At 31.9% G+C, this 17074-nt stretch carries 14 protein-coding genes; all 14 read left to right on the plus strand.

Translation table 11 applies throughout. The features are described from left to right. The 14 genes from AB3G36_RS10420 (at position 1) to AB3G36_RS10485 (ending at position 17040) form a co-directional block, all read left to right on the plus strand. Positions 1-612 (plus strand): hypothetical protein, encoded by a 612-nt coding sequence (locus AB3G36_RS10420; protein ID WP_367752455.1) that lies wholly within the window; start codon positions 1-3, stop codon positions 610-612. After that, a complete protein-coding gene (locus tag AB3G36_RS10425) occupies positions 613-1140 on the plus strand; it encodes a TIGR02281 family clan AA aspartic protease (protein ID WP_367752457.1) in 528 nt (175 codons plus the stop codon). It abuts the gene before it with no gap. A 792-nt stretch (positions 1141-1932) separates the two neighbouring features. Next, positions 1933-4365 carry a type I restriction-modification system subunit M gene (locus AB3G36_RS10430; protein WP_367752459.1) on the plus strand — a complete coding sequence of 811 codons (2433 nt, stop codon included), beginning with the start codon at positions 1933-1935 and terminating at the stop codon, positions 4363-4365. Next, a complete protein-coding gene (locus tag AB3G36_RS10435; protein WP_367752461.1) occupies positions 4359-5498 on the plus strand; it encodes a restriction endonuclease subunit S in 1140 nt (379 codons plus the stop codon). The genes AB3G36_RS10430 and AB3G36_RS10435 overlap by 7 nt, the downstream gene beginning before the upstream one ends. Further along, entirely contained in the window at positions 5495-6226 is a 732-nt protein-coding gene (locus AB3G36_RS10440) for a hypothetical protein (protein WP_367752463.1), read from the plus strand. The genes AB3G36_RS10435 and AB3G36_RS10440 overlap by 4 nt, the downstream gene beginning before the upstream one ends. A gap of 36 nt (positions 6227-6262) precedes the next feature. After that, positions 6263-6556, plus strand: a complete 294-nt coding sequence (locus AB3G36_RS10445; protein WP_367752465.1) for a hypothetical protein — start codon at positions 6263-6265, stop codon at positions 6554-6556. A gap of 22 nt (positions 6557-6578) precedes the next feature. Then, complete coding sequence (locus AB3G36_RS10450) at positions 6579-7016, plus strand: hypothetical protein (RefSeq protein WP_367752467.1); 438 nt, start codon at positions 6579-6581, stop codon at positions 7014-7016. Between the two features lies 1 nt (position 7017). Continuing rightward, entirely contained in the window at positions 7018-7662 is a 645-nt protein-coding gene (locus AB3G36_RS10455) for a hypothetical protein (protein WP_367752469.1), read from the plus strand. A gap of 73 nt (positions 7663-7735) precedes the next feature. After that, positions 7736-8482 carry a hypothetical protein gene (locus AB3G36_RS10460; protein ID WP_367752471.1) on the plus strand — a complete coding sequence of 249 codons (747 nt, stop codon included), beginning with the start codon at positions 7736-7738 and terminating at the stop codon, positions 8480-8482. A gap of 84 nt (positions 8483-8566) precedes the next feature. Next, positions 8567-9058 (plus strand): hypothetical protein, encoded by a 492-nt coding sequence (locus tag AB3G36_RS10465; protein ID WP_367752473.1) that lies wholly within the window; start codon positions 8567-8569, stop codon positions 9056-9058. Positions 9059-9172: 114 nt separating this feature from the next. Further along, entirely contained in the window at positions 9173-10963 is a 1791-nt protein-coding gene (locus AB3G36_RS10470; protein ID WP_367752475.1) for a DUF262 domain-containing protein, read from the plus strand. After that, positions 10953-13280: a DUF262 domain-containing protein gene (locus AB3G36_RS10475; RefSeq protein WP_367752477.1), complete on the plus strand. Its 2328-nt coding sequence runs from the start codon at positions 10953-10955 to the stop codon at positions 13278-13280. The genes AB3G36_RS10470 and AB3G36_RS10475 overlap by 11 nt, the downstream gene beginning before the upstream one ends. Next, complete coding sequence (locus AB3G36_RS10480) at positions 13273-16326, plus strand: type I restriction endonuclease subunit R (protein ID WP_367752479.1); 3054 nt, start codon at positions 13273-13275, stop codon at positions 16324-16326. Before AB3G36_RS10475 ends, AB3G36_RS10480 begins: the two co-directional genes overlap by 8 nt. Further along, positions 16327-17040 (plus strand): M48 family metallopeptidase, encoded by a 714-nt coding sequence (locus AB3G36_RS10485; protein WP_367752481.1) that lies wholly within the window; start codon positions 16327-16329, stop codon positions 17038-17040. The last annotated feature ends 34 nt before the right edge of the window (positions 17041-17074 follow it).

The following is a 17074-nucleotide window of genomic DNA, read 5'->3' on the forward strand; positions in this document are numbered from 1 at the left end:
ATGCAAAAACAAGCCAAAATTTTCTGGACCAGTTATGCTGATTTAATGACTAGTTTGTTTTTCATCATGCTTGTCCTATTTGTCTTAGCGATAGCGATGATGAAAAAAGATGCGAAAGCTAATAAAGAACAAATTGACATGATAAATAATATTCAAAAATCTATCGAAAAATTGGATAAAACTTACTTCTCATATGACAATGATTATAAGCGCTTCTCTTTAAATAAGCAAATTCAATTTGAGCCAGCTGATAGTAAAATACAAGATCAATATAAACCTTATTTATTAGCTGTAGGAAAAGAAATTGAGAATTTAATTGTAGAGTTAAAAAGCGATATTAAAAATAAGGATATAAAATATATGATTATCATTGAGGGAATGGCCTCAAATGATTACTATAAAAGGAATGATGAATTAAGTTATTTAAGAGCATTATCGCTATTCAAATTATGGAGTCAAAATAACATTTATTTTGATCCTTCAATTTGTGAACTTCAAATAGCAGGTAGCGGTATTAAAGGTGTTGGGAGATTTCAAGGAAAGAACAACGAATTTAAAAATCAACGCTTTTTGATCCAAATTATTCCCAAAATAGGTAAATTAAAAAATTAGATGAATAAAATTATATATAGTGTGTTTGCGTTTTTTCTCTCTATGTTATTTATAGATTGTACTGGATGTTCTAAGTCTGGTAGAGATAATTCGAGAAGTTCTAGAGAAGGTGAGAGGGAAACCATCCATTTAAATAGATCAAGTAAAACTATTGTAAAGATGTCAGAGGAAAATGGTACCTTTAAAATACCTGTAGAAATTAATGGAAGTAACATGAATTTTATTTTTGATACTGGTGCTAGTGTAATTTCAATGTCTGAAACCGAGGCTTTGTTTTTATTTAAACAAGGAACTTTAAAAGAAGAAGATTTTTTGGGAAATGTTAATTTCCAAGATGCAACAGGAGCTATTTCGGAGGGAACAATTATTAAATTAAAAACGGTTAAAATCGGGAATAAAATATTAAAAGACGTTGAAGCTTCTATCGTACATAATAGTGAAGCGCCTTTATTATTTGGTCAATCCGCATTAGCAAAATTCGGTAAAGTTTCAATTGATTATGATAAAAATGAAATTACTTTTGAATAGTTATACTTTTGGATTTGATATTTTAAACTTCAACTTATGGGTATTTGCGGTGAAAATTTAGATAATCAATCTCTTAAAAATGAATTTATTCGGTCTTTATTTTGAAAACTAAATTTCACATATCTGTAATTTTATTTTTTGTATTTATAACTACACAGGCCCAATCTGTATATCGTACTCCATCTGGCACAAAATACCATTTGAGCACTTGTAGGATGATTAAAAATGTTTCTCATAAAATATCTTATAGACAAGCTGCGGAATTAGGATTATTACCATGCAAAATCTGCACACCAAAAGAAGTATCCGCTCAAGGTTTCGCTAGTAAAATTCGAGTAGGATCAAAAGAAGCAAAAGGAGAATCTGAAACCAAGCAATGTAGAGGTCAGACAAAAAAGAGTACGAGGTGTAAACATCGTACTAGAAATGTAAATGGATATTGTGCTCAACACGATCCACAGTAGTTAAAGATTAACATCAACCTGTTTTTTTTTATTAGATATTGCGGATTAAATGATTTTTCACAAAAAATCTTTCTAAATTTTACAGAAGTGCTCATTGTTCTTTTATCCAAATTACATAAAACTCTAATTTACCGATTAGCTAATGTAATTCCAACCTTTTATTCGTTGATTTACCAATAGCAGTCCGTCTGAAATCTTTTTAAATGGTAATATAAAATAATCGCTCTCTTTACGGTTTCCCACATTTGTACTAATGAAATAATGGTTACATTAGCCAAGATAAGAGTTCGCATACATAAATCCCCAACATAAAGAATAGCATACAATAATGGCAATCAAAAAATCTGAATTATACAGCTCACTTTGGGCTAGTTGTGATGAATTACGAGGCGGAATGGACGCCTCTCAATATAAAGATTACGTACTTACAATGTTGTTTGTAAAGTACATTTCCGATAAATATTCAGGTGATAAATACGCACCGCTTGTTATTCCAGACGGAGCAAGTTTCCAGGACATGGTCGCTTTAGTAGGAAAAGAAACTATTGGTGATGACATCAACAAGAAAATTCTTAATCCTCTTAAAGAAGTCAACCAACTACAAGATTTTCCTGATTTCAATGACCCGACCAAATTAGGAAGTGGGAAAGAAATGATAGATACTCTTTCTAAACTGATTTTGATTTTCAACAAACCAGAATTAGACTTTAGTAAAAATAAAGCGGAAGGCGATGATATTTTAGGTGATGCCTATGAATTCCTGATGCGTCACTTTGCTACTGAAAGCGGAAAATCAAAAGGACAGTTCTATACACCTTCTGAGGTGAGTAAAGTTTTGGCAAAAATTTTGGGTATCAATGATGCCAACAGTACAGCACAAACTACCGCTTATGACCCAACATGTGGCAGCGGATCGCTGCTTTTGAAAGTAGCGGATGAAGCCGAAAAAGAAATCTCATTATATGGACAGGAGAAAGAAACAGCAACTGCTGGTTTAGCCCGTATGAATATGATTTTACACAACAAACCTTCTGGAACAATTTGGGCCGACAATACTTTGGCTAAACCAAAATGGGAAGAAGATGGTAAATTAAAAACCTTTGATTATGTCGTAGCCAATCCCCCATTTTCGTTATCGAATTGGGGTAACGGTGTCGATGCTCAAAATGATATTTACAAACGTTTCCAGGATTATGGAACCCCTCCAGACAAGAATGGCGATTATGCCTTTTTGCTTCACATTATAAAATCGTTGAAAAGTACAGGCAAAGGTGCTATTATTTTGCCTCACGGGGTTTTGTTCCGTGGTAATGCAGAAAGTGAAATTCGGAAAAACATCATCAAAAAAGGATTGATTAAAGGGATTATTGGTTTGCCTGCCAACTTATTTTACGGTACTGGAATTCCCGCTTGTATTATCTTGATTGACAAGGAAAATGCCTATACTCGTAAAGGGATTTTTATGATTGATGCTGGTAAAGGTTATATGAAAGACGGAAATAAAAACCGACTTCGTGACCAGGACATTCATAAGATTGTAGATGTATTCAACAAGCAACTCGAAGTGCCTAAATACAGTCGGATGGTGGGAATTGATGAAATTGCTGATGCCAAAAACGATTATAACCTCAACATTCCAAGATACATAGACAGTCAGGAAACCGAAGATATCCAGGATATTTTAGCCCATCTAAAAGGTGGAATTCCTCAAAATGACATTAACGCGTTAGGCGACTATTGGAAAGTATATCCGAACTTGAAAAAAGTTTTATTCTCAGACACCAATGCAACGTATGCACAGTTGAATATGCCTTTGGCCGAAGTAAAAAACGTAATTTTCACGCATCCTGAATTTCTTTCCTTTACCAATGATTTGAAAACAGTTTTCGAACAATGGAAAGAAAAAACTACCGCTCAACTTAAAAATTTAGAAGCGGGCTGCAAACCCAAAGAAGTCATACAAAATATCTCAGAAGCCTTATTGCACGCCTATGATAATCGTGCCTTGATAGACCAATATGATGTCTACCAACACCTGATGAGTTATTGGAGCGAAACCATGCAGGACGATATTTATGTGATTGCTGCCGATGGCTGGAAAGCAGGAAATGAAGTCAACCGACTGGCCAAAGAAAGTAAAAACAGTAAAAAAGAAACCGTACGCAAAGATGTGGAAGGATTAGACGGATTGGAAGGTCGATTGATCCCACCAAGTCTTATCATTTCTCATTATTTTACTAAAGAGCAAAATAGTATTGATGCTATGAACGCCAAAAAAGAAGAAGGACAAGCCACCAAAACCGAACTCGAAGAAGAACATGGAGCCGAAAGCGGATTGTTTGGTGATTTAGACAAAATAAACAAAGCCGAAGTTGCCAAATTACTCAAAGATAAAAAGGCAGAAAAAGCACCCAAAGATGAAACTGCAATATGCGAAACCTATTTGAAACTCTTGGAACAAGACACCAAAATTAATGCAGAATTGAAAGTGGCTTTGAAAGCATTAGAAAAAAATGTAATTGCTAAATATCCAACACTTACTGAAACCGAAATAAAAACATTGGTGACTGACCACAAATGGATGTACACCATTGCGACTGCTATAGCTACCGAAATGGAACGGGTAAGCCAAGCCTTAACCCAACGCATTAAAGAATTAGCAGATTGCTATTACAATCCTCTGCCGCAACTAAAAAATGAAGTGGAAACACTAGAAGAAAAAGTAAATGCACATTTGGCTAAAATGGGATTGGTATGGTAATTAAAGAGGGATACAAACAAACCGAAGTTGGGGTGATTCCGAGCGGTTGGGAAGTGAAATCAATTAAAAATGTTGCTCCATTGCAAAGGGGTTTTGATTTAACTAATAGTGATTTAAAAAAAGGCATTTATCCAGTTGTTTATTCAAATGGGATTGTAAATTTTCATAATATTTTTCAAGTTAAAGCTCCAGGGATTGTTACAGGAAGGTCAGGTACAATTGGAAAAGTAACTTTTGTTGAAGAAGATTATTGGCCTCATAATACTGCTTTGTGGGTTACTGATTTCAAAAATAATAATCCCAAATTTATTTACTATTTATTCTTAAAAATCAAACTTGAAAGATTTGCTACAGGTTCAGGCGTTCCTACTTTAAATAGAAATGATGTTCATGATCATTTCATTCCGCTTCCTACCCTCGCAGAACAAACCGCCATTGCCACAGCCTTATCCGATGCAGATGCTTTGATAACGAGTTTAGAAAAACTCATTGCCAAAAAACGAAACATCAAACAAGGAACAATGCAACAACTTTTGCAGCCAAAAGAAGGTTGGGAAGTGAAGAAGTTGGGGGAAGTTGCAACAATAGTTAGAGGAGCATCACCAAGACCAATAGAAGATACAAAATGGTTTGATAAACAATCACCTATTGGATGGGTGAGGATTTCAGATGTTACAAAATCAAAAAAAGTTCTTCTTGAAACAACTCAAAAATTATCCGATTTAGGAGTAAAAAATAGTCGATTAGTTGAAAATGGAAATTTAATTATGAGCATTTGTGCAACAGTTGGAAGGCCAATACTCACAACTTTTGATGTTTGTATTCATGATGGATTCGTTGTTTTTAAAAATCCTCAAGTTGACAGACAATATTTATATTATTTCCTAACATTTATAGAAGATAATTGGGCTAAAAGTGGTCAAACTGGCTCGCAAATGAATTTGAATACAACCTTGATTAATAATACCGAAATTCCTTTTCCAAAATCACCTGAAGAACAAACCCGTATTGCTACAATTCTTTCGGATATGGATGCAGAACTTACAGTATTAGAGCAAAAACTGGAGAAATATAAAAAAATAAAGTTGGGGATGATGCAGGAGTTGTTAACTGGAAAAACGAGGTTGATATGAGCAAATATAAAGGAAGTAAAAGGTGTATGCTTGATTTAATAGATTCTTCTGATTTTATAACTGATATAAACATTCTTTTAGAAAATATTGGAGCTAGTATTTCTACTTCAGATACTTGGATACCCAAAAACTCACAAAATGATAAGGAAGCTGAATTAAAAACCTTTCTAAGCAGAAGTCACAATGTCCAATTAGGGGCGGAAATACAAAATTGGTGGTTAGAAATTTATACACCTCAAACTCGAACACCCAATTGGGATTTAGTTTCTACTTGTACAATAAATGGTAAGTCAGGTATATTGTTGGTTGAAGCGAAAGCACATACTCAAGAATTAAATGGTGAAAGTAAAGGGAAAAGTATCTCAAAAGAAGCATCAGGTAACTCTAAAGAGAATCATAAGAAAATAAGTATAGCTATTAATGAAGCAAATACAAACTTAGAAAATGTAATAAGTGGCATTTCCATATCAAGAGATAAATGTTATCAGTTTTCAAACCGCGTCGCACACGCATGGTGGTTGGCTAATCAAGGAATCCCTGTGGTTCTTTTATACTTAGGTTTTTTGAATTCAGAAGATATGAGGGATAAATATAAAGTTTTCAATAGTCATAAAGATTGGGAAGATTGCTTTATTAACCATACAAAAAAAGTTGGTGCAGCTTCAATTATAAATACAACTATAAATTGTGGTAAAAGTTCATTTATTACAATTTGCAGGAGTTATTAACTGGAAAATGAGGTTGGTATAATGTAATTATGGATTATGAGTGAAAATCCAAATGATGATATTTTTGTAACGCACACGATGGGTGGCACGATGGAGTTTCAGAAAACTGGAATTTACCCAAATAAGCTTAGAATTTCATCATTAAAATACGACCATGTTTGGCGGATCAAAGTTTATGATGAAATTCAATCAGGTGTATTGAGAATAAAAAGGGTCGTGGTTTTCAATTATGTCTTCGATGAAAAAGGGTTTAGAATTCAGGAAGTAAGAGACAATGCTCCTATTTCGGACTGGGATGAAATTGGGATGACGGTTATAATGAATGATTAATATAATAATCTAAAAGTAAAATATGTCAGATTCTATAATTGTTACAGCAATCCTTGGTGGTTTTGGTTTTCTAATAACGATATATTATAATATTCATAGCCGCAAACTGGAAAATGATAAAATGAATAAAGAATTATTTACTGAGTTTAATGGAAGATATGATAAACTCAATGATTACTTATATCAAATTCAGGAAAAATGTAAAAATCTAGGAGATTTAGAGAAACATCCAGACTTACGATATAAATTAAATGATTTTTTTAATTTATGTGCTGAGGAGTATTACTGGAATAAAAAGAAAAGAATAGATGAAATAATTTGGAAAGCTTGGTCAGATGGAATGAATGATTGGTATAACAGCGTACCAGTAATTCAGGAAGCATGGGACGATGAAATTCAAAAGAGAGGTTGTAAATCATATTATATCAAAATGAAAGATGAATTTTTTAAAATAAAATAATATGCCTTGTCCACATAAGTTTTTAGATGATTTAAACCTGGATCAATTGAATTTCGAACCAGAGACCTTGATTGTAGGAACCTTTAATCCTGCTTGGCCAGCCAATAATCAGGCAGAGTGGTTTTATGGGAGAACACATGATCAGCATGGAAATGTAAATAATAATTTTTGGGATGTTTTGCCTCGTCTTTATGGTGAAAATAGTTTAATAAATGCTACTCCTGTGGAATGGAAAGCCTTTTGTAAACGGCATAAAATTGCTATTACTGATTTAATAGAAAATATTGCAGATGCAGATGAAGCTATTGGGGAACACGTTATAGGGTTGGCTTCTTATAGTGATAGATCAATTGCTGAAGATTTTGATGAACAAGTTCCAAACAATATCGTTGCACTATTACAAAACCATCCAACTATAACAAATGTTTATTTGACAAGAGGAACTGGTGAAACATTTTGGAGAAGATTATGGCGACCAGTTGTTCAATATTCAAACCAAAATGGTTTGCATGAAAAGAAACTTTTAACACCATCAGGATATGCATTTTATCAGCATGGAGCTCATAATAATCAAAATCCAAACAATCAAATAGCCTTACTTAATGATTTCATTTTGATGAAATGGCATAATGAATGGCATTTTTAAAAGCTAGAGAAGTATAAAATAATTATTGATTATAAAGGAATAAGTGAATCATATTTAAAATAAATAATTAGTTATGGATAAAATTACTCAAATCAATTTAGTGCTAAAAGACTATTTTATGCTTAACAAAAACGTGAAAATTATTCCTGCAAAAGATATGATGTCTTATTTTATATTGGCTGGTATTTTCCCTAAAGACACTAAAAACGGATTTCCTATCCGAAACGTTTTGCGTCGCTTAGATGATAAAAACCAATTGTATCTAATCCCATTTGTTTATGCGGAGAGGAAAGAGGTAAACACCAATTGGTACTTTCAACGTAGTGGATCGGTTACTCCAATACCTCAAAATGCAATTGAAAAACCTAATGAAAGAAGTACAACTAAAGTCAATTCCAGAAAGGACAGCGACGAACATTATGTGTTAGATTTATGTGATGCCGTTTTAGTAAAAAGTGGGTTGCGTCAACACCGTTTTGATTTTCTTTTAGGAGATCCTAACCCAAAAGGAGTTTGTGCAAAACTACCTGTAGACATTTATTACCCAGATTTAAATTTAGTCATAGAATACAAAGAACAACAGCATAGCAAGCCCAACAAGCATTTTGACAAGCCCAATCTTTTTACCGTCAGCGGTGTCCATCGTGGCGAACAACGCAAGATTTATGATCAAAGACGTTTAGAGGTTTTGCCTAAAAATGGTATTAAAGTGATTGAGATTTCTTATTCGGATTTTGCATTTGATCGAAAGGATAAGATTTTGAGGGATGATGTAAGGGATTTGGAGAAAGTGAGAGAATTTTTGAAAGTGAAGATTTAGATTTTAGGACGACATGAAATGGCGTTGTGGGTTGATAGATTTGACGATAAATAAATATTTAAAAAATATACAAAATAAAAAAACATGGAAAATCAACTGCCTTTTGAAATCATAATCGATTCCTACTCTACAGAATGTGCCAGTTTATATGGTGTGATCAAATCATTATTTAATTATCCTGACATTAATAACGTTAATGATGAACTAGAAGGAAAGCTATATGCAACAGCTTTTGCTTATATATGTCATGATTATTTAAAATCAGAAAATAGCCAACGTCAATTTATAGAGTTTGATCTTTTTATCGAGAAAATGAAATTCTCTAAAGACGATTTTACCATCTTCAAAAAAGGACTCTCTTCTACTACCTTGAATTATGAGCCATTAGATTTTTCGGAATTGGTTTGGGCAATTATTCAGGATTACCAAATTAAAATTAAAAAAGACATCCGTTTACTATTTAAAGAGGACGATACAATCACGAAATTATTTGTTTCAATCTTTAGGATGGGTGATGCCGATTATTTTACTGAATTGACCATGGAAGGAGATGATTTTGCAAGAGAGAATTTCTGAGAGAGAAAATAAGAGTCGGGATTGATTTAAGGTTATTAACGGGTAAAATAAGATTAGTCTAGAAATTTTTATGATAACTAATAAAATTGAAAATATAAAGCGTACAAATCAATTATGATAACAACCAAAAAAATAAAAGAAATTAATTTCTCAGATCAAATTTATTTTATTCCATCCTATCAAAGAGGATATCGATGGGAAAACAAGCAGGTAATCGATTTATTGGAGGACATATACGAAGTATACACCACTAAACAAGAATCCTATTGTCTGCAACCTATTGTGGTTAGTTTAATAGAGCCCAATAAATATGAAATTATTGATGGACAACAACGATTGACCACTATTTATCTAATATTACTCAGACTTTCAAATTTTTCAAAACAATTATTTCAAATTGATTTTGAAAACGATAATCGTAAAAACTGTATTGACTTTTTTAATCAACTTACCAATGGAAAATTAGATTATTCAAACCCTGATTATGCACATATAAGTAATGCCTATAAATTAATTGATACATGGTTTAATGATAAAATAGCAACCCGCGAAAATTCAGATATAGAATTTGATTTTTATGGCACATTATCGGGTAAAGTAGAAGTAATATGGTATGATGTTGAAGAGAGTAATCGAACTGAATTGATTAAAACATTTACGAGATTAAATAGTGGTAAAATTCCATTAACTAATGCTGAATTAATAAAAGCTTTATTTTTGAGTAAAGCGAATCATGGTAATCCATCATTAGATTCTTATTCTAATCAATTAGATATCTCAAATAAATGGAATCAAATTGAATATGCCTTGCAAGATGATACTTTGTGGAACTTTATTATTCCTAATCAAATTAATTTACCTACTAGAATTGATTATATTTTTAAGTTAATAGTCCAAAATAAATTACACATAGTTCAAGAAGAATATGATGTGTTTCGTTACTATTATCCTTTGTATGTAAAATCAATACAGACCAAAAAATTTGATTTTATAACAACAAACTGGGAGGAAGTAGATATATATATCACTATTATTCAAGACTGGTTTCAGGATCATAAGTATTACCATTTAATTGGTTTACTTATTTGGGATGGTTTTGATATTTTAAAGTTAATAGAAGAATATTTAAAAAGCACTAAAAGTGAATTTTTTAAATATTTATTTAAAGAGATCGAAAGTAGATTTTGTAATCTTAATCTAGAAGAATTAAATTATAAAACGAGTTATGGAAATGTTGAAAAAATGTTGGTGTTTTTCAATGTGATGGAATCCTATCATTCCAATAATACTAAATTCCCATTTAAACAATTAAAGCTTAAGGAAATAAAATGGAGTTTAGAACATATTCATCCTCAAAATGCAACTGACATAAGACAGAATCAATACATTCAATGGTTAGAAGATCATCTTTCAATAATCAGAAATGTAAATACCAATAATTCATACGACGACCTAATTATTGAAATTGAAAACTTTATTCTTATCTTAATGGATACCAAAAGTAATAAAGATTTCAAATCAATTTTTGAGGAATTAGCTGCCAAAATATTAAATGTTTTATCTTACGATGAAAATAATACAGAAAATTTTGGCTTGAAATCAAAAATATCTTTCGAAAAATTAGGAGCTGACCACCATATTTCTAATATGGCATTATTAGATACTAGAAGTAACTCTTCCCTTGGTAATAGTGCTTTTGGTGTTAAAAGAAAAGCAATCATTGATTTTGAGTTGAAAGGTGTTTTTGTCCCCACAGCGACTAAGAATTCATTTTTAAAATATTACTCTGACTATCCAAAACATCTAAATTATTGGACTTTAGAAGATAAAGACGACTATATTTCAAAAATACAAAATCAAATAAAATTTGTAAAAAACTTTAAAATAGAAACTAATGAATGTTAATTACACACTTTTAGATATATTAAATAATAATATAAAGATATACAATAAGGAAACTGATTCATTAGAATTATTGGCCATTGAAAATGGAATAGAAATTCCAATGATTCAACGGGATTATGCACAAGGAAGAGTGGATGAAAAAACAACGTTTATTAGAGAAAAGTTTTTAACCGATATTCATTATGTTCTAAAGTCAAATCAAGAAGGTAATAATCTTTTTTTGAAATTAGATTTTGTTTACGGTTATGTTGAAAACAGTACATTTATTCCTCTAGATGGACAACAAAGGTTAACCACACTATATATCATACATTGGTTTCTTGCTTTTAAAGATAAAGTTGAATTTACCTCAATCGGATTACATAAATTTAATTATAAAACAAGACAATCTGCTAAAGAATTTTTCAAGTCAATCAATAATTTGGAGAATCAATTTAAAGTAAAAGAAGAATGCGAGGGCCGTTTTGATAAACTAATTTATGTAATTAAAAACCAACCTTGGTATAATTTGAAATGGGATTTTGACCCAACAGTGAAGGGAATTTTAAGAACATTAACTCATGTGGTTGATCTGTTTTCAGACATTTCGTTTTCAACGTTAATACAAGGAGAGCAAAAACCTTTATCATTTCATTTTTTAAAAATTGATGAATATGGACTGGGTGATAATCTTTATATAAAGATGAATGCTAGGGGAAAACCACTTTCTGATTTTGAAAACTTTAAAGCATCATTTGAAAATATTATTTCAAATAAAACGGCAATTTCTAAAGAATTTATTAATAAAATTGACGGTGTGTGGTTGGATTCTTTTTGGGTATATTCATTAAAAAGTTTACCAATTTTAAAAGTTAACGAAGACGTCGAATTACTTACAAAGAAATGTGATTTTTTAATGTTAGAGGTTATTAAAAAATTTACTGAATATTTGTTTTTTAAAAACGACATAGATGAATATTATGATTTTACAAGTAACGATCTAGAAAAAATATATTCTTCTGAAGAAAACTTAGTTCTTTTAAATCGTTTTTTAGATTTAGTTTGCCTACAAAATTATGATGAATGGACTACCTATTTTGATGAAATTTTTTCTGAAAAAATGACGAAAAATAAAGTAGCAACAAATCTTCCAACATTGAATTTTGTTCAAAAAATCTTTAGTGATGAAGCATTTAGTCATTTTGAAAATTTACTTTTCTACGGCTGGTTAAATTTTATTTTGAGAACTAACACAATTGAAATTTCAGGGGATTTAAAAGACTTTCTTAGAATCATTAGAAACTTCATTAATAATATAAATCAGAAAAACAAAACCTCTTTAGATACCGAATTAAGGACTGATTATTATACTGAAATTATTGAAATTATTGAAAAAATAGAAGTTGTAAACCCATATAGTAAATTAGATTTAAATGTTTTTTCGAACAGACAGCGATATATTCAATATGAAATAAATAAGTATGATATATTTAAAGATGATGATTTGATAAAAGAACTTTTGTTTAAGTTCGAAGATCATTCAAGTTTGAGGGGGCTTGTTTTTAATTTTGACTTTTCAAATTATAATATCAATGAAATTGAAAACATTGTGTTAAACTTCAATGATATGTTTAATCATTTAATCTATCAAGATATTATTCGTTTATTTTTATGTTTTGGTGACTATTCTGTAAAAGTGGGTAGTTCAAACCTTGGTCTATTTAGATTTTTTGGAGAAAAAGGAAAGTGGAATAGAGTTTTAGCATCTCCAGATGGAGAAATAAAACCAAATTTCATTGAATTATTTAAAATCTTCTCAAAAAGTAAAATTGAAAATTGGCATGAATTTATTGAAACTACTGTTTCAAATCATATTATGCAATATGAAAATAATTGGCTCTGGTATTGTATGAAAAATCAATATAAAACGATACTTGATCACCCTATTTTTACAAGAAATAATGAAAATAAAATTGAGATTTTCTATAATCAAAGTTTAAATTCTTATCATAATAATCCATTTGTTTTTTGGTTTAGATTTCACAGTCCGCTCGAAATTAGAAAAAATATTGATGAATTTAATTCTTGTGCACAATATTCTAATTACAGTCTTTTACATTTAAAAAATGGAATTCAATTAGAACAAATAGATAATTCGTGGTCCATTTACAATTTAGACAAAGATTTTAAAAATGAAATAATCAAATTTGACGATAAAAAAGATTGTTTTGTTTTAGAATGCCAAAATTTAATTGATGATTTGATTCCTTTTATTGAATTATTAAATAATATTAATAATAAACCATTACAAATAATAAACCATTACGCCAATGAGTAACATAGGACAAATAGAACGCCTTTCTCAAAACCGTATTGTAAAATTGTTCAAAGATGAGTTGGACTACAAATATTATGGTAATTGGGAAGACCGTGAAAAGAACAGTAATATAGAGGAAAGCTATTTGAGTAGTTACTTACTCAGACAAGGTTATACGGTTACGGTGTTCAGCAAAGCTATTTATGAACTAAAGCAGGTTGCGGATAGTTTTAGCGATGATTTGTACCTAAAAAACAAGAAAATCTATGCCATACTGCGTTATGGTGTAAAAGTAAAGGAAGATGTTGGAACTAATTATACTACCGTTCATTTAATTGACTGGAAGAACTGGGAAAAGAATGATTTTGCTATTGCTGAGGAAGTAACTATCAAAGGTAATCGAGATAAACGTCCAGATATTGTAATTTATGTGAATGGAATTGCACTAGGCATTCTAGAACTCAAACGGGGTCTGGTAGAAATTACAGAAGGTATCCGCCAGAACATCACCAACCAACAAGATAGTTTCATTCAATCTTTTTTTGCCACGGTGCAGTTTGTCATGGCAGGAAATGATACCCAAGGTTTGCGCTATGGAACGATACAAACTAAAGAAAAATATTTCCTTAATTGGAAAGAAGACGAGCAAGACAACAGTGAACTTAAGGTAGATAAATACTTAAAAAAACTTTGCAATAAAGAACGTTTTTTAGAACTGATATACAATTGTGTCTTGTTTGATGCTGGAGTAAAAAAACTACCTCGCCCACACCAATATTTTGCTTTGAAGGCGTCGCAAGAACGCATTAAAAAGAAAGAAGGCGGTATAATTTGGCACACTCAAGGTTCTGGCAAAAGTATCATGATGGTAATGCTGGCCAAATGGATTTTAGAAAACAATGCCAATGCCAGGGTAATCATCCTAACGGATCGAACCGAACTGGACAAACAAATAGAACGGGTATTTAACGATGCTGGTGAACCGATAAAAAGAACAGGAAGCGGAAGGGAATTATTACAACAACTCACACAGCCCTTACCAAGATTGTTGTGTTCTTTAGTACATAAATTTGGTAAAAAAAGTGAAGATAACTTCGAGGATTTTATCAGAGAACTGGAAGAAAACCCTGTGCAAACTATTGGTGAATTATATGTCTTTGTGGATGAATGCCACCGTACCCAAAGTGGAAAACTGCACCTGGTTATGAAAACCATGCTGCAAAACGCCATATTTATTGGATTTACGGGAACACCTTTGTTGAAACAAGATAAGAAAACAACTTTGGAAGTTTTTGGATCCTATATTCACACTTATAAATTCAATGAAGCGGTTGAAGATGAGGTGGTGAAAGATTTGGTTTATGAAGGTCGTGATATTGACCAAAAATTATCCTCTCCCGCCAAAGTGGATGCCTGGTTTGAAGCCAAAACGAGAGGACTGAATGACTTTCAGAAATCGGAACTGAAAAAGAAATGGGGAACGATGCAAAATGTTTTGAGTTCCCGTTCCAGAATGGAGAAAGTGGTGAGCGATATCCTTTTTGATTTTAGCACAAAACCTCGTTTATCTACTGAGAAAGGAAATGCTTTACTAGTAGCCTCAAGTATTTACGAAGCTTGTAAGTATTTTGAACTCTTTAACAGAACAGAATTAAAAGGAAAATGTGCAGTGATCACTTCATATAATCCCGCCACAAGAGATATTAATACGGAAGATACTGGAGCCAATACGGAAACGGATAAAGAATACATTTTTAAAATATATTCTGATTTACTCGAAAAGGTCGCAGCAAATCCCAATCAAACCAAAACAGAAACTTACGAAGATAACGCCAAAGCGAAGTTTAGGGAAGAACCCGCCAATATGAAATTACTGATTGTAGTTTCTAAATTGTTGACTGGATTTGATGCACCGCCTTGCACGTATTTATACATTGATAAGTTCATGCAGGATCACACCTTGTTCCAAGCGATTTGTAGAGTAAACCGTTTGGATACTGATGATAAAACCTTTGGGTATATTGTTGATTATAAAAATCTGTTTGATAGTGTTTCAGATGCAATCAATGTTTATACTTCTGAACTGGATACTGAAACATTTACCAAAGAAGATTGTGAAGTTCTATTGAAAGACCGTTTAAAAATGGGTAGGGAACGGCTGGACAATGCCCTGGAAGAGTTAGAAATGATTTGTGAGCCCGTAGCGCCACCAAAAGGACAATTACAGTATTTTCATTACTTCTGCGGTAATTCAGAGATAGAGACTGATTTAATAGAGCGTGAAGCACAAAGAACTGCATTGTATAAAGGAACGGTAGCTTTAATTAGAGCTTATGCCAATATTGCTGCCGATATGGAGGAAGCGGGTTACAATGAGAAAGAAATAACCCATATCCAAAACCGTTTAGATTTCTATTTGAAACTAAGGGAAGAAATAAGAATTCATAGTGGGGAAACCCTGGATTTAAAAAGTTATGAGGCGGACATGCGTCATTTAATTGACCATTATATCCAGGCAGAAGAATCGGTGGTAGTATCTCCATTTGGAGATATTCCGTTATTGGATTTGATAGTGAATTCTGGAATTGCAGAAGCTATAAATTCTTTGCCAACTGGTATTAAGTCCAATCAACAAGCTGTGGCTGAAACGATAGAAAATAATGTACGGCAGAAAATAATTCGGGACCATTTGATTGATCCAGCCTTTTTTGAAGAAATGTCTACTTTACTGACAGCGATTATTCACGAAAGGAAAAACCAAGCTTTATCTTATGGGGATTATTTGGCTAAAATAGCTAGTTTGACCAAGAAAGTGAATGAGGGCAAAAAAGAGAATATGCCAAAAACTTTAAGTAGTCCTGCGAAAGTGGCACTTTATAATAATTTAGATAATAATGTTGCATTGGCAATGGCATGCGATGAAGCGGTGCAATATAATAAGCAAGATGGTTTTAGAGGAGATTTAGTAAAAGAAAGAAACATCAAAAAAGCATTATACAGCGTTTTAAATGATGATAATGAAGTAGAACGTATTTTTCAGATCGTTGTAAACCAAAAGGAATATTAAATGCAGGAAATTCAACTTGGTGATATTACCGTTGAGGTTACTCAAAAGGATATAAAAAATGTTCATTTGAGTGTATATCCACCTTTTGGTCAGGTTAAAATTGCTGCACCAGAAAGAATGGATTTGGATACCATTCGCATTTATGCTATCTCGAAATTAACCTGGATAAGAAAACAACAAGCTAAAATTAAATCTCAAAAGAGGGAAGCACCCAGAGAATATTTAACTAAAGAAAGTCACTATTATTTTGGTAAACGGTATTTGCTAAAAGTTATAGAACATAATGCCTCTCCTGTAGTAAAACTGAAACACAATACCATTGAATTGTATATCAGACCAGCAACCAGTACTGAAAAAAGAAAAGAGATTTTAGAGGAATGGTATCGAGGACAGCTAAAAGTAAAGATTCCAGAACTTATCTCAAAATGGGAAATAGTAATGGGTGTTAATGTGAATGATTTTGGCATAAAGAAAATGAAAACCAAGTGGGGTACTTGCAACATTGGAGCTAAACGCATTTGGCTAAACTTAGAACTAGCTAAAAAACCTGTTTCCTGCCTGGAGTACATTATCATTCATGAAATGACACATCTTTTGGAACGTAATCATAACACACGCTTTGTGGCCCTGATGAATAGTTTTTTACCAAACTGGAGAGAAGTCAAAGAAGAACTAAACAAATTGCCCGTGAGTCACACAGAGTGGATGTATTAATTTGGGTGTCTTCTTTTACATATTCACAGTTTTA

Origin of the sequence: Flavobacterium sp. WC2430 (assembly GCF_040822075.1) — a bacterium.
GTDB lineage: Bacteria > Bacteroidota > Bacteroidia > Flavobacteriales > Flavobacteriaceae > Flavobacterium.

Bases quoted from the DNA above. Each gene is read 5' to 3' on its own strand.
- AB3G36_RS10465 (WP_367752473.1), top strand. From the start codon at position 8,567: ATGGAAAATCAACTGCCTTTTGAAATCATAATCGATTCCTACTCTACA.
- AB3G36_RS10445 (WP_367752465.1), top strand. From the start codon at position 6,263: ATGAGTGAAAATCCAAATGATGATATTTTTGTAACGCACACGATGGGT.
- AB3G36_RS10430 (WP_367752459.1), top strand. From the start codon at position 1,933: ATGGCAATCAAAAAATCTGAATTATACAGCTCACTTTGGGCTAGTTGT.
- AB3G36_RS10480 (WP_367752479.1), top strand. From the start codon at position 13,273: ATGAGTAACATAGGACAAATAGAACGCCTTTCTCAAAACCGTATTGTA.
- AB3G36_RS10450 (WP_367752467.1), top strand. From the start codon at position 6,579: ATGTCAGATTCTATAATTGTTACAGCAATCCTTGGTGGTTTTGGTTTT.
- AB3G36_RS10440 (WP_367752463.1), top strand. From the start codon at position 5,495: ATGAGCAAATATAAAGGAAGTAAAAGGTGTATGCTTGATTTAATAGAT.
- AB3G36_RS10460 (WP_367752471.1), top strand. From the start codon at position 7,736: ATGGATAAAATTACTCAAATCAATTTAGTGCTAAAAGACTATTTTATG.
- AB3G36_RS10455 (WP_367752469.1), top strand. From the start codon at position 7,018: ATGCCTTGTCCACATAAGTTTTTAGATGATTTAAACCTGGATCAATTG.
- AB3G36_RS10420 (WP_367752455.1), top strand. From the start codon at position 1: ATGCAAAAACAAGCCAAAATTTTCTGGACCAGTTATGCTGATTTAATG.
- AB3G36_RS10485 (WP_367752481.1), top strand. From the start codon at position 16,327: ATGCAGGAAATTCAACTTGGTGATATTACCGTTGAGGTTACTCAAAAG.
- AB3G36_RS10425 (WP_367752457.1), top strand. From the start codon at position 613: ATGAATAAAATTATATATAGTGTGTTTGCGTTTTTTCTCTCTATGTTA.
- AB3G36_RS10470 (WP_367752475.1), top strand. From the start codon at position 9,173: ATGATAACAACCAAAAAAATAAAAGAAATTAATTTCTCAGATCAAATT.
- AB3G36_RS10475 (WP_367752477.1), top strand. From the start codon at position 10,953: ATGAATGTTAATTACACACTTTTAGATATATTAAATAATAATATAAAG.
- AB3G36_RS10435 (WP_367752461.1), top strand. From the start codon at position 4,359: ATGGTAATTAAAGAGGGATACAAACAAACCGAAGTTGGGGTGATTCCG.